At 70.8% G+C, this 23,128-nt stretch carries 20 protein-coding genes; 8 read left to right on the top strand and 12 right to left on the bottom strand.

What is annotated here, in order from left to right; all coding sequences use genetic code 11:
* Positions 1-3 precede the first annotated feature (3 nt).
* Positions 4-1,164, bottom strand: a complete 1,161-nt coding sequence (gene macS, locus ACVDFE_RS06340) for a MacS family sensor histidine kinase (RefSeq protein ID WP_360393850.1) — start codon at positions 1,162-1,164, stop codon at positions 4-6.
* 224 nt (positions 1,165-1,388) lie between these two features.
* Here macS and ACVDFE_RS06345 point away from each other — a divergent pair, with 224 nt between their 5' ends.
* Entirely contained in the window at positions 1,389-2,504 is a 1,116-nt protein-coding gene (locus ACVDFE_RS06345) for a GGDEF domain-containing protein (protein WP_458429856.1), read from the top strand.
* A 7-nt stretch (positions 2,505-2,511) separates the two neighbouring features.
* Here ACVDFE_RS06345 and ACVDFE_RS06350 read toward each other — a convergent pair whose 3' ends face one another.
* Complete coding sequence (locus ACVDFE_RS06350) at positions 2,512-3,663, bottom strand: AI-2E family transporter (protein ID WP_360393856.1); 1,152 nt, start codon at positions 3,661-3,663, stop codon at positions 2,512-2,514.
* 78 nt (positions 3,664-3,741) lie between these two features.
* Between ACVDFE_RS06350 and ACVDFE_RS06355 the strand changes: the two genes are divergently transcribed.
* From ACVDFE_RS06355 to ACVDFE_RS06365, 3 genes are all read left to right on the top strand, one after another.
* Positions 3,742-5,919, top strand: a complete 2,178-nt coding sequence (locus tag ACVDFE_RS06355) for a translocation/assembly module TamB domain-containing protein (protein WP_360393859.1) — start codon at positions 3,742-3,744, stop codon at positions 5,917-5,919.
* Positions 5,920-6,058: 139 nt separating this feature from the next.
* A complete protein-coding gene (locus tag ACVDFE_RS06360; RefSeq protein WP_360393862.1) occupies positions 6,059-6,820 on the top strand; it encodes a hypothetical protein in 762 nt (253 codons plus the stop codon).
* Between the two features lie 237 nt (positions 6,821-7,057).
* Entirely contained in the window at positions 7,058-10,216 is a 3,159-nt protein-coding gene (locus tag ACVDFE_RS06365) for a beta strand repeat-containing protein (RefSeq protein WP_458429858.1), read from the top strand.
* Between the two features lie 119 nt (positions 10,217-10,335).
* Here the strand turns inward: ACVDFE_RS06365 and ACVDFE_RS06370 are convergent, their stop codons facing one another.
* Positions 10,336-10,734, bottom strand: coding sequence for a hypothetical protein (locus ACVDFE_RS06370; protein WP_458429859.1), 399 nt, complete (start codon positions 10,732-10,734; stop codon positions 10,336-10,338).
* Entirely contained in the window at positions 10,731-11,582 is an 852-nt protein-coding gene (locus ACVDFE_RS06375; protein ID WP_458429860.1) for an SDR family oxidoreductase, read from the bottom strand. Before ACVDFE_RS06375 ends, ACVDFE_RS06370 begins: the two co-directional genes overlap by 4 nt.
* A 122-nt stretch (positions 11,583-11,704) precedes the next feature.
* Here ACVDFE_RS06375 and ACVDFE_RS06380 point away from each other — a divergent pair, with 122 nt between their 5' ends.
* Positions 11,705-12,307 (top strand): TetR/AcrR family transcriptional regulator, encoded by a 603-nt coding sequence (locus ACVDFE_RS06380; RefSeq protein ID WP_458429862.1) that lies wholly within the window; start codon positions 11,705-11,707, stop codon positions 12,305-12,307.
* A 17-nt stretch (positions 12,308-12,324) separates the two neighbouring features.
* Here ACVDFE_RS06380 and ACVDFE_RS06385 read toward each other — a convergent pair whose 3' ends face one another.
* The 7 genes from ACVDFE_RS06385 to ACVDFE_RS06415 form a co-directional block, all read right to left on the bottom strand.
* Positions 12,325-12,822 carry a GNAT family N-acetyltransferase gene (locus ACVDFE_RS06385; protein ID WP_360393877.1) on the bottom strand — a complete coding sequence of 166 codons (498 nt, stop codon included), beginning with the start codon at positions 12,820-12,822 and terminating at the stop codon, positions 12,325-12,327.
* A gap of 27 nt (positions 12,823-12,849) precedes the next feature.
* Positions 12,850-14,877 (bottom strand): replicative DNA helicase, encoded by a 2,028-nt coding sequence (gene dnaB / locus ACVDFE_RS06390; protein ID WP_458429863.1) that lies wholly within the window; start codon positions 14,875-14,877, stop codon positions 12,850-12,852.
* A 536-nt stretch (positions 14,878-15,413) separates the two neighbouring features.
* A complete protein-coding gene (gene rplI / locus ACVDFE_RS06395; protein WP_360393883.1) occupies positions 15,414-15,872 on the bottom strand; it encodes a 50S ribosomal protein L9 in 459 nt (152 codons plus the stop codon).
* A gap of 18 nt (positions 15,873-15,890) precedes the next feature.
* Positions 15,891-16,130, bottom strand: coding sequence for a 30S ribosomal protein S18 (gene rpsR, locus ACVDFE_RS06400; RefSeq protein WP_030465683.1), 240 nt, complete (start codon positions 16,128-16,130; stop codon positions 15,891-15,893).
* A gap of 57 nt (positions 16,131-16,187) precedes the next feature.
* Positions 16,188-16,694 (bottom strand): single-stranded DNA-binding protein, encoded by a 507-nt coding sequence (locus ACVDFE_RS06405; RefSeq protein ID WP_065915547.1) that lies wholly within the window; start codon positions 16,692-16,694, stop codon positions 16,188-16,190.
* 30 nt (positions 16,695-16,724) lie between these two features.
* Complete coding sequence (rpsF, locus tag ACVDFE_RS06410) at positions 16,725-17,099, bottom strand: 30S ribosomal protein S6 (RefSeq protein WP_360393888.1); 375 nt, start codon at positions 17,097-17,099, stop codon at positions 16,725-16,727.
* A gap of 101 nt (positions 17,100-17,200) precedes the next feature.
* Entirely contained in the window at positions 17,201-18,136 is a 936-nt protein-coding gene (locus ACVDFE_RS06415; protein WP_458429864.1) for a hypothetical protein, read from the bottom strand.
* 143 nt (positions 18,137-18,279) lie between these two features.
* Here ACVDFE_RS06415 and ACVDFE_RS06420 point away from each other — a divergent pair, with 143 nt between their 5' ends.
* The 3 genes from ACVDFE_RS06420 to ACVDFE_RS06430 are packed head-to-tail and all read left to right on the top strand — an operon-like array spanning position 18,280 to position 21,495.
* On the top strand, positions 18,280-19,050 hold the full coding sequence (locus tag ACVDFE_RS06420; protein WP_360393894.1) for a deoxyribonuclease IV: 771 nt from the start codon (positions 18,280-18,282) through the stop codon (positions 19,048-19,050).
* 23 nt (positions 19,051-19,073) lie between these two features.
* On the top strand, positions 19,074-20,468 hold the full coding sequence (locus tag ACVDFE_RS06425) for a glycosyltransferase family 87 protein (protein WP_458429865.1): 1,395 nt from the start codon (positions 19,074-19,076) through the stop codon (positions 20,466-20,468).
* A 19-nt stretch (positions 20,469-20,487) separates the two neighbouring features.
* Complete coding sequence (locus ACVDFE_RS06430) at positions 20,488-21,495, top strand: GDSL-type esterase/lipase family protein (protein ID WP_458429866.1); 1,008 nt, start codon at positions 20,488-20,490, stop codon at positions 21,493-21,495.
* Here the strand turns inward: ACVDFE_RS06430 and ACVDFE_RS06435 are convergent.
* The gene (locus ACVDFE_RS06435) at positions 21,407-23,008 is read right to left on the bottom strand and encodes a glycosyltransferase family 87 protein (protein WP_360393903.1); all 1,602 of its coding nucleotides are present in this window, start codon (positions 23,006-23,008) and stop codon (positions 21,407-21,409) included. The genes ACVDFE_RS06430 and ACVDFE_RS06435 overlap by 89 nt on opposite strands.
* Positions 23,009-23,128: the final 120 nt, after the last annotated feature.

A 23,128-nucleotide genomic window follows, 5' to 3' on the forward strand; every position in this document is an offset into this window, starting at 1 on the left:
CCGTCACCGCACCGCCTTCTTCCTGAACACGCGAACCTCCCACTCCGTGCCCTCCCCCGGCCCGGTCTGGAGCTCCAGGGTGCCGCCCAGCGACGCCACCCGGCCCCTGATCGACTTCGCGATGCCCATCCGGCCCTCCGCCTCCGCGGAGGCGATCCGGCCCTCCGGTATCCCTGGTCCATCGTCCCTGACGCTCAGCACCACCTCGTCCCCGAGGTCTTCCAGCAGCACCCACGCCCTGGCGTCACCGCCGGCGTGCTTGTCCACGTTGGACAGCGCCTCGCGGACCAGCGACGTGAGCTCGCCCGCGGCCGCCGCGTCGAACATGACCTGCGTCGCCGGCGTGGAGACCTGGATCCGCGGCGTGGCGAGGAGCTGCAACCCCGGGCGGAGGTCGACGTCGCCGTCCACTGTGGAGTCGGTGGGGGCGGCGGCCACGAGGTTGCGCAGCGCCACCTCCTGCTCGCCGGCCAGCCGCGCCAGCTCCGCCGCCTCACCGCCGACCTCCGCTCCGCGCTTGCGGACGCGCGCCAGCACCTGCAGCACGCTGTCGTGGATCGACCGGGCCAGCCGCTCGCGTTCGGCCGTCGCCGCCTCCGTGCGCAACGCCTGCGCCAGCCGCACCGCCGAACGCCGCGCCGTGGCCGAGGCCATGCCGACGACCATGCCGGCCCCCGCGAGCAGCACGACGTCGCGCAGCAGGTCGAGGCTCGGCACGCGCTTGGTCAGGTAGGTGAACAGGCCGACGGTCAGACCACCGGCGAACCCCGCCGCCGACCCGCCCAGCGCGCCCATGGCCACGACGGGCACGCACGCCCAGATCGTGGTGATGAGCGGGACGTTCTCGGTGAGCAGCTGGTGGCTCGACATGATCAACGGCGACAGCGACATGAGCCCGCAGGTCAGCACGAGGTCGACCAGCACGACCGGCCAGCGCCGCCCCCACGTCGTGCTGTAGGCGCGGCTGGTGAACACCGACCACAGCGCCATCGCCCCGAGCGCGCTCCACGCGAGCCACGGCCGGATGTAATCGGAGTGGTTCGCGATGACGTTCGCCGCCGCGAAGAGGAATGTGACTATGCGTAGAGCAACAGCCCCGCGCCACAGGGGCGTGGCCGGGTCGTCGATCACCTTCGTCACACGTTCGGCAGGCTGCTCGGGCACGCTGTGCTCCTTTCGCACCCCATCCTGCCGCGTGAACGTGCGCTGGCTAACCCCCAGGTGGCCGTCTTCTGCCGAACGGAGGAATGTGCGACGCTTCCCGGGTTCGGGGCAGCGCTCCCGTTGGACGGGGAGGGCAAGTACACGTGCGCGACTGGCCGGTGTGGACACTGCGACGGCCTGCCCTCGGCTACTGGTTGTTGATCGACGGATCAGCTTTTGCGGTCGTGACGTACGTGATCGTCTCTTCCGGACAGCCGTCGCCCTCCGAGATCGCCCGGTTCGCCGCGATCGCGGGCACGGCCGGCGCGGTGGTCATCCTCAGCTCCATCTACAGCCACCGCATGGGCGAGACGGAGCGCAACCCGTGGGCAGCGCACCTCTCCTACCTGACCGCGGGCATCCTCGCCCTGCCGCCGAACCTGCTGGTGCTGCTGCTCTTCGGCCCCGCGCTGCACTGCCTGCTCACCCAGCGCCCGGAGAGCCACCGCTGGGTCTTCACGCTGAGCGCGACCGCGTTGTCCGTCTTCGCCACCCGCTACCTGCTCGGCTGGACCAACCCCCACGCGGGCCTGCCGATGATGGTCTTCGCCGCGACCGTCCTGCTCGTCCTGCGCGCCGCCCTGATCGCAGTGGGCCTGAAGCTCCGCCGCCCGTCCGACACCTTCGAGGAGAACGTCGGCGAACCCATCGACGCGGTCCTCGGCATCGTGGCCGTCTCCATCGGCGGCCTGATGGGTTGCGTCGCCGAGGCGAACGCCATCCACGCCCTCATCGCCGGCCCACCCCTGGCCCTGCTGGAACGAGCCGCGCAACTCCCCCAATGGCGCCGCTCCGCCCAACGCGACGCGAAGACCGGCCTCGCCAACGCCGTCCACTGGGACAGCCGCGCCCGCTACGAGCTCACCAAGGGCGCCACCCGCACCCGCCCCATGGCCGTGATGCTCCTCGACCTCGACCACTTCAAGCGCGTCAACGACGAGGTCGGCCACCTCGCCGGCGACGCCGCACTGGCCGCGATCTCCCTGCTGCTGCGCGGCACCGTCCGCCGCGGCGACCTGGTCGGCCGCTTCGGCGGCGAGGAGTTCGTGGTCCTGCTGCCGGAAGCCACCCCGGACGAGGCCGAGTCCGTCGCCGAACGCGTGCGCAAGGCCGTGGCCGCCCTGCGCGTGCCGACCATGGGCACCGACGGCAAACCGCACGAGCTGCGCGGCCTGACCGTCAGCATCGGCGTGTCGACGACGACCCGCTTCGGCTACGAGCTGCCGGACCTGCTGGTGGCGGCCGACGCGGCACTGCTGGCCGCGAAGGCGTACGGCCGCAACCTGGTCTCGATGGCCTGACCGCGGCCTACAGCTCCCTCTGCCGCTCGCTCCGGTCGTCCCGCGGCGCGGTCTCCTGCGGTTCCAGCACGTCCACCTTCTCCGGCTTCTGCTCCGAGTCCGCGTCCGAGAGCAGCGACCGGATGCCGGAGTTCAGCACCGCCAGCAACGGCACCGAGAGCAGCGCACCGGCGATGCCGCCCGCCACCAACCCGACGGCGATCGCGATCACGACCGCCAGCGGGTGCAGCTTCACCGCGCGGCCGAGCAGGATCGGTTGCAGCACGTGGGACTCCAGCTGCATCACGCCGATCAGCACCGCCAGCACGATGAGCGCCGCGATCGGGCCGTTGGTCACCAGCGCGATCAGCACCGCCACCGCGCCCGTGAACACCGCACCGATGATCGGGATGAACGCGCCGAGGAACACCAGCGCCGACAGCGGCACGACCAGGGGCACCCCGATGATCGCCAGGCCGATGCCGACACCCACGGCGTCCACGACCGCGACCGCCGCCGTCGCGCGCACGTAGGAGACGAGAGAGGCGAAGCCGCGGCGGCCGGCGACGTCGACGCGGGGGCGGACGTCGCGCGGGAACGCGCGGGTCACGAACTTCCAGATGCCGTCGCCGTCGTGCAGGAAGAAGATCAGCGTGAACAGCGCCAGGAGCAGGCCCGTCAGCGCCTCGCCCAGGGTGGCCGCCGTGGTGAGCGCGCCGGACGTGATCTCGGTCTGGTTGTCCTTGATCGTCTTCACGAGGTCGTTGAGGTAGCCCTGCAACTGCGCGTCGGACAGGTGCGCCGGGCCGTCCTTCAGCCACTGCTGGATGGTGTCGAGCGAGGCCGACACCTGCGTCTGCAGCTCGGGCAGGCCGCGGGAGAACTCGCTGATCACGAACGTCAGCACGCCGCCGAGCACGCCGATGCCGATGATCATCATCACCGTCGTCGCGACACCGCGCGGGACCCGCCACTCGACCAGCTTCGCCACACCGGGCGAGAGCAGGGCGGCCAGCAGCAGCGCCACTGCGACGGGGATCACGATGGAGGCGAGGTAGCCCAGGACGTACGCGACCACGTACAACGCGGCCACCACAACGACGAAGCGCCAGCTCAGGGCAGCGCTGACCCTCAGCAGCCTGGGGACGCGGCTGCTGATCTCCGACTCCGGTGCGCTCACGTGCCTCACGTTAACTGTTCGGACCCTGGCGAAGGCGGAACCCGGAAGGGATGATCCGCTTTGTCGGGGGAGGACGAAGTGATCAAGCCGGAAGACTTGACCGAGGTCGAACGCCAGGTCGCCGGGGCCTACGCGGGTGGCACCGAGATCGACCTGACCGGGCAGAGCGTGCGCGGCGAGGTGCTCACCGGGTTGCTGACCGGCATGTACCGGGTGCCGCGCAAGGGATTACCCGCTCTGCGACTTCAAAACGCCCGTGTGACCGGGAAGTTCGAGCTGGAGGGCACCCGCGTCACGCGGGTCATCGACCTGACGCACTGCACCTTCCAGGAACCGCTGGACCTCCGCATGGCCCGGCTGATCGGCCTGCGGCTGCGCGGCACCCGCGTTCCCGGCATCCAGGGCCGCAACCTCCGGGTGTTCAGCGACCTCGTCCTCGAGGCCGGGTTCACCTGCACCGGCACCGTGGACCTCACCGACGCCGCCGTCGACGGGACGCTGCGGCTGGCCGGTGCCGTCCTGCGCAGCACCACCGACCACGCGCTGCTCGGCGCGCGGCTGCGGGTGAGCGGGTCCGTCCAGGCCATCGCGTTGCGGGCCAACGGGGAGGTGCGGCTGCGCGGTGCGGCGATCGGCGGCAGCGTCCACCTCGGCGGCGCGCGGCTGGTCAACAGCGGCAGGGACGCGCTGGAGGCGTCCGGGATCGTGGTGACGGGCAACGTCTTCTGCAACGCGGAGGGCGGCCGGTTCAGCGCGGACGGCCGGGTGCTGTTCGACGGCGCCCGCGTCGGCGGCAACCTCGAGTTCACCGGCGCCCGGCTGAACTCCGCCCACCGGGTCGACCACCAGGTGCTCGTCCTGCCGCACGGACTGGCCGACGAGGCCGCGACGCTCGTGGGCGACCGCATCCGGGTCGAGGGCAACGTCGAGCTCGACGACGGCTTCACCAGCACCGGCACCGTGCGGCTGCCGAACGCGAGCATCGGCGGGTACCTGCGGCTGTCCGGCGCGGTGATCGGACCGCGCGAGCTCGCGGAGGAGCTCGCGGGCGACATCACCAACCGCATCCCGGTCGCCCTGCACGCCGACGGCATGCAGGTGCGCGGCGATGTCGAGGCCCGCAGCGCGGCCAACGGCTCCGGCCTGCGCTCGCCCGCACTGCAGACCTACGGCCAGGTCCGGCTGTCCAACGCGCACATCCAGGGCAGCGCCAGCATGTCCGGCGTCTCGCTGCACGGCCCCGGCATCGACGTCCTGTTCGCCGACCGGCTGGAGATCGGCGGCACGCTCTTCCTGCGCGAGCTCAGGGCGAAGGGCTCGATCCGGCTGCAGAACGCGAACATCGGCTCCACGCTCGACCTCTCCGGCGCCTCGCTGACGTTGCCGCGGCTGCGACCGAACGGCACGCAGAAGCCGTCGCTCGACGCCCGTGCCATCACGATCGGCAAGGACCTGCTGTGCAGCCGCGGGTTCACCGCCGTCGGCGGCGTGCGGATCCGGCTGGGCGAGGTCGGCAAGATGGCCACGTTCAGCGACTCGCACCTCGGCTCCACCGCGGCCGACATCGCGCTCAACGCCTACGGGCTCACCGTCCACCAGTTCCGCCTGCACATCCCCGAGGGGCAGCAGCCCAAGGGCAAGATCGTGCTGAGCCGGCTGAAGGCCGTGTCGGTCACCGACGGCCCCGGGCTGTGGGACGCGGAGGGCGGGGTCGCCGTCGACGACTTCACCTTCGACGGCATCACCGCCGACCCCGACGTGTCGGTGGACACCCGGTTGCAGTGGCTGCGCAAGGTGCAGCCCGACTTCGCGCCCGGACCGTACGAGCAGCTGGCCGCCGTGTACCAGCAGGGTGGCGAGGAGGAGCTCGCGCAGAAGGTCCAGCTGGAGAAGCAACGCCGCCGCTACTCCGAGCTGGGCAGGGCCGGCCGGGTCTGGGGCGCGGTGCAGCGGTGGACCGTCGGGTACGGCTACCGGCCGTGGCTCGCGATCTGCTGGCTGGGCGTGTTCTGGCTGGGCGGTGCGCTGTGGTTCACCTGGCACCCGCTGGTCAAGCTCAACAAGGACGAGGACCCGGTGTGGAACGCCGCTCTCCTCGCGCTCGACCTGCTGATCCCGATCATCGACTTCGGCCACGACGGCAAGTGGCAGTTCACCGGTGCGTCGCAATGGGTCTCGGCGCTGCTCATCGCCGTGGGCTGGGTGCTCGCCTCCACCGCGGCGGCCGGTGCGGCACGCGTGTTGAAGCGGGTGTGATCGTCACACGATGTAGTTAATCGGACGCTCTGGGCGTGCGTTCGGGGCGCCGCGGCTGGCAGAGTCGCGGCGTCGGCTTGATCGTGTTGGTCGTCGGCGAACTTCCCCGAGTGCCCCCGAAAGTAGCGAGGTTCCCGCGTTGTCCTCTGCCGGTCTGCGAGCGAAGACGGGAGCGAACGGCATCCGCCGGTTCGCCACCCGAGCGCTGCTCGCCGTCGGTGGAGCGGTCGCGGGCACGGCCGTCGCCTGGGTGCTCTCGACGACCGCGGCACACGCGGCCGACGACGCGGAGCAGTTCGACGTGGTGACCAAGATCGCCACCGTGGACGAGAAGCTGCCGGTCGTCGTCCCCGCCACCGAGGCCGTCCACAAGATCGACGAAGCGTTGCGCGCCGAGCACGAGAAGGCACGCGATGCCCTGCCACAGGTGCAGGTCCAGCAGGCGGTCGAACAGATCACCGAGCGGGTCCTGCCCCGAGTCACCACGGTCGTCACGCCCACCACTCCCGCGGTCGCGCGGGCAGAGGACGTGACGTACGTGGCGACGCCGGCGGACGCCCCCGAGACCGGACAGTCGCCGGTCGCGAAGGTGATTTCGCAGCTCACCGGCCCCTCCGGTGCTACCTGGACGAAGCTGCTCGAGACGCGCCACCTCGTGGTGCCCTCGGCGCAGCACCCGTCCCTGCCCGCAGACCCGTCCCCCGAACTGCCTGTCCCGGCCCCCGCGCCGGTGCACTGCACGTGCAGTTCCGACGGCTCGGGTGCTGCTGGCGGCAGCAACAAGGCTGCCTTCGCTGCTCCTGGCTCCGTTCACGACACCGCTGTGGCGAGCGCTCTCGCGCCGTCCACCGCCGAGGTGTCCGTGAAGCCGGGCAAGCAGCCTGGTACCACCCCCGACTGATTTCAGCGCGCGGTCCGCGGCAGCCCACTCCCCGGCTGTCCGGAAGTCGACCGTCGCGCTTTTTTTCATGCGCTCCTTCCGGTCGGCACCGCGTGCTCTCCCCCGGTGATGACGCGATCCCCACGCGTCCGGCCCACCCCCCGTAACCCCCCTACAACAGGGGCTTTGGAAGGAGATCGAATGCAGACCTGGGCAAAGCGCGGAATCCAGTCCGCGTTTGTCACTGGTGGTTTGCTGATGCTCGGTACGGGCATCGCTTCTGCCCAGGAGAACGTCAACCCGGATGCAGCTCCTCCGGTCGTCGACGCGGGTGCCTCCGTTCCGGTCAAGATCGACCAGAACAACCTGGCCACGCCGGCCAGGGACCTGAACGTTCCGAAGGTCGACCGCACGGTCAGCACGGACCGCGTCACCAGCGCGGTGCCGACGAGGGCGGACGCCCCGGTCGCCAACCCGCTGTTCCGCTCGATGAGCGGACGCCTGCAGGACACCGCCACGCAGAACGCCCGCGGCAACAGGCTCCAGGCGTACGCCGACGTGCCGGTCACCGTCTGCGGCAACCAGGTCTCGGCTCTGGCCGACGGTGCGACGAGCGCCGACTGCGAGCAGAGCGTGAGCCGCAAGGGCGGTGTCACGACGACGGGTGAGCGCCAGGCGCTCGCCGGCAACGTCGTGGGCGTCAACCACGTCCTGCCCGCGCAGGTCACCGGCAACTCGATCGGCGCGGGCGGCAACGCCGCCAACGACACCACCGCGCGCCAGACCGGTACGACCGGCGGCAACATCACCACCAACGGTGACAAGGGCTCCATCTCCGGCAACATCCTCGCCGAGCAGGGCGCGACCCCGCTCCAGGTGACCGGCAACGCCGTGGGCGCCGGCGGCATCGCCGAGTCCCGCTCCACCGCGGACACCGTTGCCGAGTCGAACGGCATGATGCGGACGAGCGGCAAGGACAGCACGCTGTCCGGCAACGCGGGCCAGGTCCCGCTGGCCCCGCTGTTCGAGGTGAACGGCAACTCGGCCGCCGGTGCGGGCAACGCCGACACCCACTCGACCCAGTCCGGCACCGCTCACGCCGGCGACCGCGTCTGGACCGACGGCGACCCGGCCACCCTGGCGGGCAACGTCGCGAAGACGCCGCTCGCCGGCCCGGTCACGATCAGCGACAACGCGGGTGGCGTGGGCGGCAACTCCTACGCGACCAGCGAGACGGTCAACCAGTCCTTCGCCGGTGGCAACACCAACACCGCGGGCAACGGCTCCTCGGCCTCGGGCAACATCGCCGACACCCCGATCTCGCTGCCCGTCTCGGCCGGTGGCAACGCCGCGTCGCTCGTCGGCAACAGCGGTGCCGATCACACCAACACCGCCGAGTCGGCCGCGGGTGGCAACAACTGGACCAAGGGCCACGACTCGGTCCTGTCCGGCAACGTCGCGAACGTCCCGCCGGCCACGGCCGTGGACGTGTGCGGCAACGGTGCCTCCGGTGCCGGCCAGTCCGTCGGCACCTGCGTCAACGACGTGGACTCCGGCACCGGCGGCTACCAGGGCACGACCGGTGACGACTCGGTCCTCTCCGGCAACGTGGCGCAGACCCCGCTCGCCGCGCCCGCCGAGCTGTACGGCGCCGCCGCGACCGTCGGTGGCCAGGCCACCGGTTCCGCGGACGAGGTCAAGGACATCCGCTCCACCGGTGAGCCGAACACCGTGGACGACCGAGGCACCGTCTCGTCCAACATCATCACCGCGCCGACCGCCGTGGCCGCGCAGGTCTTCGGCGACACGGCCGGCCTGGTCGGCAACACCACGTCGACCAGCGCGAACGACACCAGGGTCCGCGCGGGCGACGACCCCAAGGCGAGCGGCCAGAAGTCCTCGGTCTCCGGCAACATCATCCAGGCCCCGACCTCGACGCCGGCTCAGGTCTTCGGCGACGGCGTCACCCTCGTCGGCAACAACGAGGCGCACGCCGACAACGCGACCGACATGCAGGCCGGTGGCGACGCCAAGACCGACGGCCAGCAGAGCTCCATCGGCGGCAACGCCATCTCGGCGCCGGTCGCGTCCGCCACCCAGGTCATGGGCTGGTCGGTCGGCGGCGGCAGCAACGTCAACTCCACCGCCACCAACGACCTCAAGTCGGCGGCGGGCGGCGACGTCCGCAGCACCGGTGAGCGCGGCTCGCTGGCGGGCAACCTGCTCGGCGCGCAGGCCACCCCGTTCGTGCCGGTGCCCGGCAACACGATCTCGGCCGCGGGCATCGCCACCTCGGACAGCGACACCGACACCCAGGTCCAGGCCGGCGAGGACTCGCAGACCTCGGGCAAGGACGGCTCGGTCTCCGGCAACCTGCTCCACGTGCCGGCCAACGCGGCCGTGCAGCCCTACGCGGACGCCATCGCGGCCGCGGGCTCGGCCTCGACCTGGACCGAGAAGGACTCGGAGACGCAGGCCGGCGGTCAGACCGACACCCTGGGCGAAGGCCCGCTGGCCGGCCGCGAGATGACCGTTCCCGCGGAGGCCGCAGCCAGCGTCCGCCGCATCCCCGTCGAGCTGGTCGGCCAGGCCTTCACCGGCGGCACCAGCGACGACACGCAGCTCACCGGCGAGGACACCGACACGCTGCGGGCCACCGAGCTCAAGGGCATCGAGCTCCCCCAGGGCGTCGACATGCTCATGGGCGCCACCGAGGTCCCCTCGTACAGCGGCGTCCCGTCGTTCAAGGGCCTGCCCGTGAACACGCTGCCCTCGCTCGGCGGCCTCGGCGGCCTCGGCGGCATCACCGGTCTGGCCGGCCAGCTGCCGATCGGCCAGCTCCCCGTGGGCCAGCTGCCGATCGGTCAGCTGCCCGTGGGCCAGCTCCCGGTGGGCCAGCTGCCCGTCCGCGAGCTCCCCGCGGGTCAGCTCCCGGTCGGCAAGCTCCCCGTCGGCAAGCTGCCCGTCGGTCAGCTGCCGGTGACCAAGCTCCCGGTCGGCAAGCTGCCCGTGGGTCAGCTGCCGGTGACCAAGCTCGCCAAGCAGCGCGCGGAGCTGCCGGTGGGCCAGAACGCCGCGAACGTGGCCCCGAACATCCAGGGCCTGCCGCTCGCGCAGGTGCTGGAGGCCGCGAAGAAGGTGCTCCCCGGCACCGCGACCCAGCGCTCGGTGCCGTCGCTGCCGGTGACCGCTCCGGCCATGCCGGCGCTGCCCGTCCCGCTGCCGATCCCGACCGAGCGTTCGGTGCCCGTCCTGCCCACCACCCGTCCGACCAACGTCTCGGGTCTGAACCTGAACCCGACCGCCGCTCTGGTTCCGGCGCGTGAGCGCTCCATGCCGGGGCTGCCCGTGACCGCTCCGGCGATCGCGCACCTCAAGCCGGGCAACGTGTTCGACCGCGTTGCGGGCACGCTGTAAGGGTCGTACGACCCCGTAAGATCACCCCGGGTTCGCCCGGATTGCTCCACACCCTCCTCCGGTGAAAAGCCGAGCCCCGGTGACACGACGGTGTCACCGGGGCTCGGTGCTGTTCGGGGTCAGTGCTGCTCGGCGGTCGCGATGACCTCCTCGACGGGCGTGTCCCCGTCGCTCGTCACCCAGTGGACGCGGGCGCCTTCGCCCACGAGCTGCCGCACCAGCGACGCGATCGGCGAGCCGTCGCCGAAGTCGTGGTCGGCGAGCACGGCCAGGGTGTCGTCGCGGTACCGGGCCACCGTGAAGTCCGGGCGCAGCCCCGCGCGCAGGGTCCGCGCCGCCAGCAGCGAGGTCGGTGCGGTGACGAGGACGAGCGTCACGAGGGTGCCGCGGGTGCGGGCGCGGACGAGCGACTGCTCCAGGCGGTCCAGCAGCAGCGCGTAGCCGGGCAGGCCCGTGAACGGGTCGTGCAGCACAAGCCGTGTCCAGTCCACGAACCGGCCGCTGACCAGCGAAGTCACCCGTGTGTCACGGGTGCGGGGACGGCTTTCTCCGCCGCGCGGCTGGTCTGCTCCCAGGCCGCCCAGGTGTCCATGCGGTGCCGGGAGAGGTCGAACGCCAGGTCGTAGACCATGCTGCCGAGCAGCAGCCGCAACGGCGGGGCGTCGCTGTCGACGAGGGTCATCACCGCCTCGGCGGCCAGGCGCGGTTCGCTGTCGATCGAGCCTTCTGCCCACTGCTCCTCCAGCTCCGCGCGCAGCTCGTCGTAGGCGGGGTCCGGGGTGGTGGCCCTGCTGCTGGTGTAGAGGTCGGTCCAGTACCCGCCCGGCTGGACGATGGTGACCTTGACGCCGAACCGCGCGGCCTCGGCGGCGAGTGCTTCGCTCATGCCTTCGAGCGCGAACTTGCTGGCGCTGTACAGGCCGGTGCTCGGGAAACCGCTGAGCGCGCCGATGCTGGAGACCTGCAGGACGTGACCGCTGCCCTGCCGGCGCAGGTGCGGCAGCACGGCCTGGCTCACCCAGAGCGCACCGAAGAAGTTGACGTCCAGCTGGGCGCGGGCCTCCTCCTCGGTGAACTCCTCGACCATCCCGGCGAACAGCGCGCCGGCGTTGTTGACGACGACGTCGAGCCGGCCGAAGTGCGCGACCGCCCGGTCGACGACGGCGAAGACCGCGGACCGGTCCGTGACGTCCAGGTCCAGCGCGAGCAGCCGGTCCGGGTGCCGGGTGGCGAGGTCGGCCAGCGGTGCGATGTCCCTGGCCGCGCCGACGACCCGGTCACCGGCGGCGAGAGCGGCCTCGGTGAACGCGCGGCCGAGACCGCGGCTTGCGCCCGTGACGAACCAGACGCGAGTGGGGGCTTCCATGCGGTCTCCTTCGCAGTGACGAGACGAACCGTTCCGTCTCGTTGATGGGAGGAGCATGCACTGCGTCAGATCGGCTTGTCAAGACGGACCGTCTCGTCTCATTCTGCGCTAGGGTGACCGCCATGCCCACGAAGGTCGCCCCGGACCCCAGCCGCCGCAGCGAGACCGCACGCAGGGCCATCCTCGGCGCCGCCATCGACCTCGTCGGCGAGGTGGGCTACGCCAAGCTCAGCATCGAGGGCATCGCCCAGGCGGCGGGCGTCGGCAAGCAGACCATCTACCGGTGGTGGTCCTCGAAGGGCGCGCTGCTCTTCGACGCCTTCCTCGCACTGGCCGGCGAGGGCGAGGCCGCGGCGCTGCCCGACACCGGTGACCTGGCGGCGGACCTCAAGCTGGTCCTGCGGGCCACCGTCGACGAGCTGAACGACCCGCGCTTCGACCAGGCCATGCGCGCCATGCACACCGAGATCGTCCACGACCCGGCCCTCGCCGCCGACTACGCGCGCCGGCTCGACGGCCCGATGCGCGAGCTGAAGAAGGCCCGGCTGCGCGCCGCCCAGACCGCGGGCCAGCTCGCCGGCGACATCGACCTCGACGTCGCCGTGGACCTGGTGTTCGGCCCGGTCCTCAACCGCTGGCTGCACCGCAACGGCCCGCTGACCAGCGAGTACGCCGACCAGGTGGTGGACACGGCGCTACGCGGGCTGCACCCGCGCGACCGGTAGCGCCGTACCGCCGGTGGTCATCGCCGCGGCGGAACGGACTTGCTGAGCATCGTGCCGCGCGGGGTGAAGCCGCGCGACGAGTAGAACGACACGGCCGGAGCGTTCGTCGCGAAGATGACGGCGTGCAGCGCGGTGACCCCGTGAGCCGCGGCGACCTGCTCCGCGGCGGCCACCAGCGCGGTGCCGATGCCCTGCCCGCGGTGGGTGTCGAGCACGACCGTGTGGATGTCGGCGCCGGTCCGCGGCACCAGGATCTGGTGGTCGGGCGGCGGCGGGAGCAGCACGACCTCCGCCATGCCGACCACCGCGCCACCGACCTCGGCGACCGTGATCAGCGACGACCCCAGCGTCAGCGCGAAGTGGCGGCGCACCGCCCCGGCGTCCGGCACGCGGAAGTCGTCCGGTGCCAGGGCGACGTGCCGGGCGGCGTTCGCCAGGCGCAACGCGACGAGCGCCGGGATGTCGGCGGGTGCTGCCGGGCGGACCACCGGCGGGTGTGCGGGTTCTCGATACACGTGACCCACCGGTCGTTCAGCGGGACGTCACTGCTGGGCGAGGTCGGAGAAGCGGCTGTAGTGCAGCTGGTGCGCGACGGTGATCGTGGCGGTGGGACCGGCGCGGTGCTTCGCGATGATCAGGTCGGCCTCGCCGGCGCGGGGGTCGTCGCGCTCCCAGGCGTCCGGGCGGTTGATCAGGATGACCATGTCGGCGTCCTGCTCCAGGGAGCCGGACTCACGCAGGTCGGAGAGCATCGGGCGTTTGTCGGTGCGTTGTTCCGGACCGCGGTTCAGCTGGGAGATCGCGATGACCGGGACCTCGAGCTCCTTGGCGATCAGCTTCAACGACCGGGAGAACTCCGAGACCTCCTGCTGGCGGGACTCGGAGCGCTTGCCGGAGCTCATCAGCTGGAGGTAGTCGACGACGACGAGCTTGAGGTCGTGGCGCTGCTTCAGCCGGCGGGCCTTGGCGCGGATCTCCATCATCGTCAGGTTCGGGCTGTCGTCGACGAACAGCGGCGCCTCGCTGATCTCGCTCATCCGGCGGGCGAGACGGGTCCAGTCGTCGTCGCTCATCTTGCCACCGCGCATGTCACCGAGGCGAATGCGCGCCTCCGCGGAGAGCATGCGCATCACGATCTCGGTCTTGCTCATCTCCAGGCTGAAGATGGCGCTGGTCAGGCCGTGCTTCACCGAGCACGACCTGGCGAAGTCGAGACCCAGCGTCGAGTTGTGGGTCGGGATCATCGTCTCGCCGGCCAGGTACAGGTGGTCGTGGTTGTCGACCTCCACGCACCGCACCGGCACGGACGCGACCGGGCGCACCGCCACGATCTCCACCTGCGCGTGCTCACCGAGACCGGCGATCAGCTCGTCCACGTCCCGGCGCAGCCGCGCGAACCGGCCGTCGACGTGCAGAGCGGCCAGCAGCTCGGAGCGCTGGGCTCGCGACGCCCGCAGGTACGCGGCCGGGATGTGCGGCTCGTCGGCGACGCCCAGCTCCTTGGCCGTGCGCAGCTCCTCGTCGGTCAGCTCCAGCTCGCCCAGGCCGGACAGGAACTTCCCCAGCGCGGAGGGCGCGAGCGGCAGCTCGGCGGCGGGCAGCTCCCAGGCGGCCGACATGCGGATGAACACGCGGCACTCGCCGACGCGGTGGAACAGCTGCTGCGTCGTGCGGATCGCCCAGAACCCACCGGTCTCGCTGCACGACTCGGTCAGCCACTGGTGCTCGGCGTCGGCGACGATCACCGTGCCGTCGGAGAACGCCACCTCGAAGCACGGGCGGCCGGTCATCACCCCGGTCGCGGCGACCACGCGGGTCGGCCGGCCGTCGGCGCCGATCAGGAAGTCGCCGGCGCCCACGGCGCCCATCGTCGTCCAGCCGGACGGCGTGGGCAGCGGGGTGTCCAGGGCGAGCGCCTTGCCGACACCCGGCCGGGCCGCGACGATGATCATCTGGCCGGGGTGCAGGCCGTTCGTCAGCTCGTCGAGGTCGGCGAAGCCGGTCGGGATGCCCAGCGACTGGCCACCGCGCGAGGCGATGGCGTCGATCTCGTCCATCGTCGGCTGGAGCAGGTCCTCCAGCACCGAGTAGTCCTCGGTCGTGCGGCGGTCGGTGACCTCGTAGATCGCCGACTGCGCGCGGTCGACCACCTCGTCGACGTCCGCGCCCTCCGCGCCGTTGTACCCCAGCTGCACGATGCGCGTGCCCGCCTCGACCAGCCTGCGCAGCACCGCCTTCTCGGCCACGATCTCGGCGTAGTACCCGGCGTTGGCCGCCGTCGGCACCGTCGCGATCAACGTGTGCAGGTACGGCGCGCCACCGACGCGCAGCAGCTCGCCGCGCCGTTCGAGCTCGGCGGAGATCGTGATCGGGTCGGCCGGCTCACCGCGGCCGTAGAGGTCGAGGATGCAGTCGTAGATGGCCTGGTGGGCGGGGCGGTAGAAGTCGTTGGGCGCAAGCGCCTCGATCACGTCCGCGATGGCGTCCTTGGACAGCAACATGCCGCCCAGCACCGACTGCTCAGCGGCGAGGTCCTGCGGCGGCTGACGTTCGAAACTGGGCTCCGCCATACCCCGGTCGTCGACCAACGCCACTGCTGAATCACCCCTGCGAAGACGTCGAGAGCCGGTGCCTGCCACCTAGTTGTACCGCGCGGCACCGACAATTCCGGGCGGCCACACTGTGCGATGGTCCTGCCCGCGCTGCGACGCTAGAGGGCCCCGTCCGGAGCAAGCAAACCAGCGTGTGGATCGCCCTGTGGACAACTGGGGGACAACTTGTGGATGGTTGCCCACAGGGACCAAGACGCTGGGGACAACCTGGGGACAACCGGTGGAGTGACAGAAATAACCCCAGCTCAAAGGCTGTGTACAACTTGTGGAAAAAGTTGTGCGCCACAGCCCCGGCGTGTCGCGAGAAACACCTTCTTCGGCGTGTCGCCAGGTGGCCGGACCCTGCGTTTATCCACAGGACGTGGACAGAACTCCGCTGGTCCGAACGAGCGAAAGCGCCACCCACCCGGAGCATTCCGGATGAGCGGCGCTTCTGCAAACGAGCACGTGTGGACCATCCCTGACGGGATGTCCCCGAGCTTCGTCGAGCGGTCTTACTCGGCCGCGGTGACGATGAGCGGCAGCGCGACGGTGACCTCCGGGTGGAGGCGAACCGTCACCGAGTGCTTGCCGGTGGTCTTGATGTGACCCGGCAGCTCGATGGCGCGCTTGTCCAGGGTGAGGCCACCCGCGGACTTCTTGACCGCCGCCGCCACGTCGGCGGTGGTGATCGAGCCGAACAGCTTGTTGGAGCCGGCCGCAGCCTTCGCGGTCAGCGTCACGCCGTCGAGGCCCTCGAGCTTGGCCTTGATCTCCTTGGCGTGGTCCAGGTCGCGCACGCGGCGGTTGTCCTGCGCACGGGTGATGACCTGGATCTGCTTCTGCGCACCGCGGGTCGCGACGATCGCGAGACCGCGCGGGAGCAGGTAGTTGCGGCCGTAGCCGTCCTTGACCTCGACGACGTCGCCGGGAGCGCCAAGGCCGGAAACGTCAGCGGTGAGGATGAGCTTCATCGCAGGAGTTCCCTTCTCTTAGCGGGCGGTCGAGGTGTAGGGCAGCAGCGCCATCTCACGGGCGTTCTTCACGGCAACAGCGACGTCGCGCTGGTGCTGCGAGCAGTTGCCGGTGACGCGGCGGGCACGGATCTTGCCGCGGTCGGAGATGAACTTCCGAAGCAGCGTCGTGTCCTTGTAGTCGATCAGGTTCGCGCTCTTGTCCTTGCAGAAGGCACAAACCTTCTTCTTGGGCTTGCGCACAGGCGGCTTGGCCATGTGTCTCTAACTCCTGGAATACGCAGTGATCAGGTTCTGGATGACCGGTGCAGCGGTCTAGAAGGGGGGCTCGTCGGCGAAACCACCCGAGCCGGCCGGCGGGGCGGAACCCCACGGGTCGTCCGCGGGTGCGCCACCGCCGCCACGAGACTGCTGACCGCCGCCGCCGCCGAAGCCGCCGCCACCGCCGCCGTCTCCACGGCTGACCTTGTTGACCTTCGCGGTCGCGTAGCGCAGCGAGGGGCCGATCTCGTCGACCTCCAGCTCCACGACAGTGCGCTTCTCGCCTTCCTTCGTCTCGAAGGAACGCTGGCGCAACCGTCCGGAGACGAGCACGCGTGAACCGCGGGTGAGCGACTCGGCCACGTTCTCGGCGACCTGCCGCCACACGTTGCACCGCAGGAACAGCGCTTCGCCGTCCTTCCACTCGCCGGACTGGCGGTCGAAGGTGCGGGGCGTGGAGGCGACCGTGAAGGACGCCACCGCGGCACCGCTCTGGGTGAAGCGGAGTTCCGGGTCGGCGGTCAGGTTCCCGACCACCGTGATCGTCGTCTCGCCAGCCATGTCTTGGGAGCTCCCCCTAATCGAGGTTCGTCAGGCCCTGGCAGCGGCCTTGGCCGCCGACTTGGCCGACTTGGCGTCCGCCTTCGCCGCGGCCTTGGCGGCCAACTTGGCGGCCTTGGCGGGCTCGCGGCGCAGGACCTTCGTCCGGAGCACCGTCTCCTGCAGACCGAGCTGGCGGTCCAGTTCCTTCACCGCGTCCGGCGTCGAGGTCAGGTCGAGCACCGCGTAGATGCCCTCGCTGCTCTTGTTGATCTCGAAGCTCAACCGGCGCTTGCCCCACACCTCGACCTTCTCAACGTTGCCGCCCGTGGTGCGGATGACGTTGAGGAACGTGTCGAGAGACGGCGCAACCGTGCGCTCGTCGAGACTGGGGTCGAGGATGACCATCACTTCGTAATGACGCATGAGGACCACTCACCTCCTGTGGACTCGCGGCCACGGGCTTTCCGTGGCAGGAGGGTCGTCGCGTCAGCAACTGAAGAAGGTTAACAGAGCGCGTCCAACGACTACGCAGGGGTGCGGCGCAGCACCCAGGTCCGCACCAGCGCGCCCGTCACGCAGGCCAGCAGCAGCACCGCGACCAGCACGGGGAGGCCGACGCCGCCGGGGCCGGACGTCCTGGGCAGCGCGGTGGCGCGGCCCGCGGTCTGCACCGCCTCGTCCAGGCCGTTGCCGCTGGACGCGCGCGGCACCTGCGAGCCGTACCGCACACCGGGCGACGGCGAGTAGAGACCGGGCATCGCGAACGGCAGCGAGCCGTAGCTGAACAGCGGCACGCGGCCGAAGTTCGTGCCGAGCGAGTACAGGGAGAAGTCGCGGTTGATCGGCGTGCCGGCCGGGGAGCCGGGCAGGACACCGGGGCTGGTGCCCGGCTGGGTCCCGGGGTTCGTGCCCGGCTGGGGCTGGGGCTGCTGAGCAGGCGGTTTCTGCTGGCCGGGCAGCTGCGGCGAGGCGTTCTGGGACGCGTCGGCGATCGCCTTGCTGCCGTCCTGGATCGGCGCGCTCACCTGGTTGACGCCGGTCACGACCACCTTGCAGCCGGCGGACAGCGTCTGGCGCACGGTCTGGTCGAGGGTCACGAGGATCGGGCCGAGCAGCGGGATCTTGCGCACCTCGACCATCACCGCGTTCGCGATGGTCGCGCCGCTGATGGTCGTCGTGCCGACCTGGACGACGCCGATCGGCATGGGCTTGGCCTGCGCGAAGCCGTCCTGGAACGGCTTGACCAGCGGCGGGCCGAGCACCGGCACGGCGCGGACGAGGTCGGTCACCGGCTGCACCACCGCGGCCGGGCTCAGCGAGACGGGCTGACCGGGCACGCCCTGCACCGAGGTCGCGCAGCTGCCCACGACGATGGGTTCCGCCGCCGTCGCCGGGACCAGGCCCACCGAAGCGGAGGCCAGCGCCAGCAGCGTCGCGGTCGTGACGCTCAGCAGTCGCATGTGCACCCCTGTCTCACCTCGTTACCTACTCTCAAGTAACGACCGTAGGTCCTGGTGGTGACGCGAGCCACCCCCGGTTTTCGCAATTACTCCTATCGGCGGCGGCTGCGATGGCGTCAGGCGTGCCGACTACCCTCGTGGTCATGCGCATCGGGGCACATGTCCGCGACGACGACCCGGTCGGCGCCGCGGCCGAACGCGGTGCCGAGGTCGTCCAGTTCTTCCTGTCCGACCCGCAGGGGTGGAAGAAGCCGAAGCCTCATCCGCACGCGGAGGCGTTGCTCGCCTCCGACCTCGAGGTGTTCGTCCACGCCCCGTACCTGATCAACGTCGCGTCGCTGAACAACAAGATCCGGATTCCCAGTCGCAAGAACGTGGTCCAGCACGCGGAGGCCGCCGCCGCCGTGGGTGCGAAGGGCCTGGTCGTGCACGGCGGGCACGTCACCAAGGGCGAGGACCCGGCAGAGGGCTTCGCGAACTGGCGCAAGTTCTTCGAGCGGCAGGTCGCGGAGGGCGGGTTCGCCGTGCCGGTGCTGATCGAGAACACCGCCGGCGGCGACGGTGCGATGGCGCGCACGTTCGACTCGCTGAAGCTGCTCTGGGACGCGGTCGGCGAGTTCGGCGCGGGCTTCTGCCTGGACACCTGCCACGCGTTCGCCGCGGGTGAGGACCTCGTCGGCATCGTCGAACGGGTGAAAGCGATCACCGGGCGGATCGACCTGGTGCACCTCAACAGCTCGCGCGACGAGTTCGGCTCGTCCCGCGATCGGCACGACAACATCGGGACTGGCACGATCGACGCAGATCAACTGGTGGCCGTGGTCGCCAGTGCCGGATGCCCGGTCGTGGTGGAGACGCCGGACGAGGGCCAAGCCGACGACATCGCGTTCCTGCGCGACCGCGCCGGCCGGTGAACAGCGTGCACGAGGTGGTGAGCGTGACGCCCGACCGAGGTGATGCCGCGGGCTCCGCGCACCGCTTCGGCAGGGCGGCACTGGCCGTGCTCGTGCTGCTCTGCGGCCTCACGCTGCTGCTGGGCTTCGCCAACAAGGACCGCTGCACCGGTCCCGCGTTCGACCAGTGGGGCCGCACGCAGCCCGACTACGACGAGCGCAACAAGGAAGAGGTCTGCTACTCCGACATCCAGCACCTCTGGATCGGGCGCGACATCGACCGGCACGTCTTCCCCTACGTCGACGGCGCGATCAACGAGCAGGGCATCCTCATCGGCGGCTCCGTCGAGTACCCGGTGCTCAGCGGCCTGCTGATCTGGGCGGGCGCGATCTTCGCGCACAACGACGCGGAGTACCTGCTCTACTCGTCGCTGCTGATGGCGCCGTTCGGCCTGCTCACCGGCTACCTGCTGGGCAAGCTCGCCCGCTGGCGCGCCCTGCTGTGGGCGATCGGGCCGCCGCTCGTGCTGTACGCGTTCCACAACTGGGACCTGCCGGTCGTGCTGTGCTCGGTGGCCGCGGTCTACGTGGTGCACCGCTGGAACCGGCCGCTGGTCGAACGCGCCACGGTGGCGTCCGTGCTGCTCGGGCTCGGGTTCGCGTTCAAGGTCTATCCGGCGATCTTCGTGCTGCCGCTGATGCTGTTCGTCGCGACCGGCGGCCTGCGCGGCCAGGAGCTGCCGGAACGCGTCCTGCGCGCGGGCAAGAAGGTCGACGTCGCCGGCGCGGTCAGGGTCGCGCTGGCCTCGATCGGCACGGTCGTGCTGGTCAACCTGCCGTTCGCCATCGCCGGCTACGACGGCTGGCTCGCGTCGTTCGAGTTCCAGGGCCAGCGCCGGGTCGACATCACCACGAACTCGATCTGGTACTGGGGCCTGCGGCCGTTCATCGGCGACGACGCGATGCAGTCGCTGGTCGGCGTCATCTCGCCGATCCTGATGCTCGTCTCGTTCGGCGTCGCCGCCGGGTACGGCTGGCTGCGGTTCCGGCGCGAGGGCAGCTACCCGTGGATCGCGGTGTCGGCCGCGATGATGTGCGGGTTCATGCTGCTGCACAAGGTCCACTCACCGCAGTACACGCTGTGGCTGGTGCCGTTCCTGGTGCTCATGCGGGCGCCGCTGGTCTGGTCGTTCGCCTACTTCGTCGTCGACCTGGCGATGGGGATCGGGATCTTCCGCTGGTTCTGGGCGATCGAGTTCGGGCAGCCGGCCGGGATCTACGACAGCTTCTCCGCGCAGGCCGTGATGATCGGCGTGTGGGGCCGGGCCGCGCTGCTGGTGGCGTTGTTCATCGTGTTCCTCAGGGCGAGGGACGTGACCGAGGACGAACAGCCCGACGACCGGAAGTTCCTCCGCGGAGCCGTAGCCGCGGAACGCTGATCAGCCGCACACTGCACCCGTGAGGGTGATCATCGTGCTGGCGTTGCTGCTGGTCTGCGGTGCCTCCGGCGCGCACGACCGGGGCGCGCCGGTGCGCTGGCTGCCGGTGTGGCAGGCGGTGCCCACCCTCTCGGCGGCCACACCGGACCAGGTCGTGCGCACGACCGTCGACCTCACCGCGGGCGGAACGGCGGTCCGGGTGCGGCTGTCGAACCTCATGGGCATCAAGCCGGTCCGGGTCGACCGGGTCGCCGTCACCGCGAACGGCGAGACGCGCGAGCTCACGTTCCGCGGCGCGCGCGGCGTGCTGATGAGGGCCCGTTCCGAGGTCTACAGCGATCCCGTGCAACTGGCCGTCACGCGAACGCTGGAGATCACCACCTACGCACCGGCGGGTACGCCGTGCCAAGCGCGCGCACTGCGCACGATCACCTCCGCACGTGACCACGTCTGCCTCGTGTCGGCCGTCGAGGTCGCCGGGTTCACCGCACCGGGAGCCGTGGTGATGTTCGGCGACTCGATCACCGAGGGGAACTCCACCGGCACGTGGCCGTCCATGGTGCGCACCGACTACGCCGTCCTGAACGCGGGCATCAGCGGCAACGGCCTGCTGACCGGGGACGCCCCGATGATCACCCGCCTCCAGCGGGACGTCCTGTTCAGCGCGGAGGTGCGCAAGGTCGTGCTGCTGGCGGGCATCAACGACATCCAGAACGGCATCAGCGCGGACAACGTCATCGCCGGCATCCGCACCGTCCAGCTGCGGTGCCGCAACGAGGGCGTGCCCGTCGTCGTCGGCACGATCACGCCGTGGCGCGGCTGGGTCAACTGGACGGAGGAACGCGAGCAGCAGCGCCTGAGGACCAATGCGTGGATTCGCGCCAACGTCCCCGGCGTGATCGACTTCGACGCCGCGCTGCGCGACCCCGCCGACCCGCTCAGACTGCGTCCGGAGTTCGACTCCGGTGATCACCTGCATCCGAACGCGTCCGCATTCGGTGCGATGGCTCGCCTCGTGCGGGTGTGACGAGCTGCCGGTCCGGCGCGTCCTCCAGCACGCCCGCCAACGGGTCGTCGCCCGCCATCCGCACCCGGTCGCGCTCCGGGTGGTAGATCTCCCGCAGGACCAGCACGCACAACCCGATGACCGCGGCGTCGCGCAGCAGCACGGCACCGAGGAACCAGTCGATCGGCAGCCCCTTGTTCTCCGTGCCCAGGTAGAAGTACATCCGCGGCACCCACACGAGCGCGTCGACCGTCATCCACGCCAGCAGCAGCTTCCACCGCGGCAGCGCGAGCACCGCCAGCGGCACCAGCCACAGCGAGTACTGCGGGCTCCACACCTTGTTCGTCAGCAGGAACGCCGCCACGACCAGGAACGACAGCTGCGCGAGCCGCGGCCGCGTCGGCGCCGACAGGGTCACGTACGCGATCCCGGCGCAGCAGACGATGAACAGCACCATGCTGACCGTGTTCAGCACGGTCGGCGCCTGCCCCTGGGTGAGACCGGGGTCGAAGCCCTGCCACCCGGTCCACTGCACCAGCACGTTGTAGAGCGTGTCCGGGTCGGCGTTGCGCTCGGTGTTGAGCCGGAAGAACTCCTTCCAGCCAGTGTGCGACGCCGGGTTCAACGCGATCGGCGCGTTCACGAGCGCCCACGCCCCGATGGCCGCCGCGGTGGCGGCGAAACCGGCCTTGAGCCGTTGCGAACGCCAGCACAGCAGCAGGATCGGCCCCAGCAGGAACAACGGGTACAGCTTCGCCGCACCGCCGAGCCCGAGCAGCACACCGGCCAGCACGGGCTTCTTCCGCGCCCACGCCAGCAACCCGGCCGTGGCGAACGCGGTCGCGATCGTGTCGAAGTTCGTGAACGCGTGCACGACGACCAGCGGCGACACCGCCACGATCGCCGCGTCCCACATCCGCCGCCGCGCGATCCGCGCCACCGAGAACACCGTGATCAGCCACGCCACCGCCAGCCAGAACGCCGTGACGTTGAAGTACACGATCACCGTCATCGGCAGCCCCGGCACCAGCACCGCGAGCCCCTGCGCCACCCGCGCGTTCAGCCACTGGAAGAGCCCCGTGACCACCGGGTACTCCATGTAGCGGACGTGCTCGGTCGGCTTGCCCTCGTCGTCCTTCCACGAGGTGATGTACGGGAACGACCCGCGCTGGTCCAGCCGCTCCGCCGTGTAGAGCGGCACGGTGTCGGAGTAGCAGAGCGCCGTGAACTGCTTGCTCCCCCGCCAGTCCAGCTGCACCTGCCCCTTCTCGTCCACGTACTGCTGGATGCACGGCGACTTCTGCAGGTACCCGAGCAGCAGCGTCAGCACCGCGAGCAGCAGCACCACCCGCAGCGCCGACCAGAACCAGTGCCGCCCGACCTGCGCGTGCCGGCCCAGCGGACCGCCGAACGGTCTGCTCAGGGTGCGGGCGAGCGACTCGGTCCAGGTGGGCGCGACCCGCTGCTGCGGGGTGAGCGAGTCGGTGTCCTCTGCGGGGAGCTCGACCTGGTTGGGCTCAACAGGGCTGGGCACGGGCGGGATGTTACGGCCAAGACCGTTTCGCCGTGGTCAACATCCGGGCCGGGGCACACCGCGCCCTTCACGGCGAAGGGGCCCGACGGCGGTGCGTCGGGCCCCTTCGCTTCCTGCCGG

Source organism: Lentzea chajnantorensis, assembly GCF_054300775.1.

Coding starts and splice junctions, on each gene's coding strand:
- ACVDFE_RS06365 (WP_458429858.1), top strand. CDS start 7,058: ATGCTCGGTACGGGCATCGCTTCTGCCCAGGAGAACGTCAACCCGGAT.
- ACVDFE_RS06375 (WP_458429860.1), bottom strand. CDS start 11,582: ATGGAAGCCCCCACTCGCGTCTGGTTCGTCACGGGCGCAAGCCGCGGT.
- rpsF (WP_360393888.1), bottom strand. CDS start 17,099: ATGCGTCATTACGAAGTGATGGTCATCCTCGACCCCAGTCTCGACGAG.
- ACVDFE_RS06420 (WP_360393894.1), top strand. CDS start 18,280: ATGCGCATCGGGGCACATGTCCGCGACGACGACCCGGTCGGCGCCGCG.
- ACVDFE_RS06405 (WP_065915547.1), bottom strand. CDS start 16,694: ATGGCTGGCGAGACGACGATCACGGTGGTCGGGAACCTGACCGCCGAC.
- rplI (WP_360393883.1), bottom strand. CDS start 15,872: ATGAAGCTCATCCTCACCGCTGACGTTTCCGGCCTTGGCGCTCCCGGC.
- rpsR (WP_030465683.1), bottom strand. CDS start 16,130: ATGGCCAAGCCGCCTGTGCGCAAGCCCAAGAAGAAGGTTTGTGCCTTC.
- ACVDFE_RS06415 (WP_458429864.1), bottom strand. CDS start 18,136: ATGCGACTGCTGAGCGTCACGACCGCGACGCTGCTGGCGCTGGCCTCC.
- ACVDFE_RS06380 (WP_458429862.1), top strand. CDS start 11,705: ATGCCCACGAAGGTCGCCCCGGACCCCAGCCGCCGCAGCGAGACCGCA.
- dnaB (WP_458429863.1), bottom strand. CDS start 14,877: ATGGCGGAGCCCAGTTTCGAACGTCAGCCGCCGCAGGACCTCGCCGCT.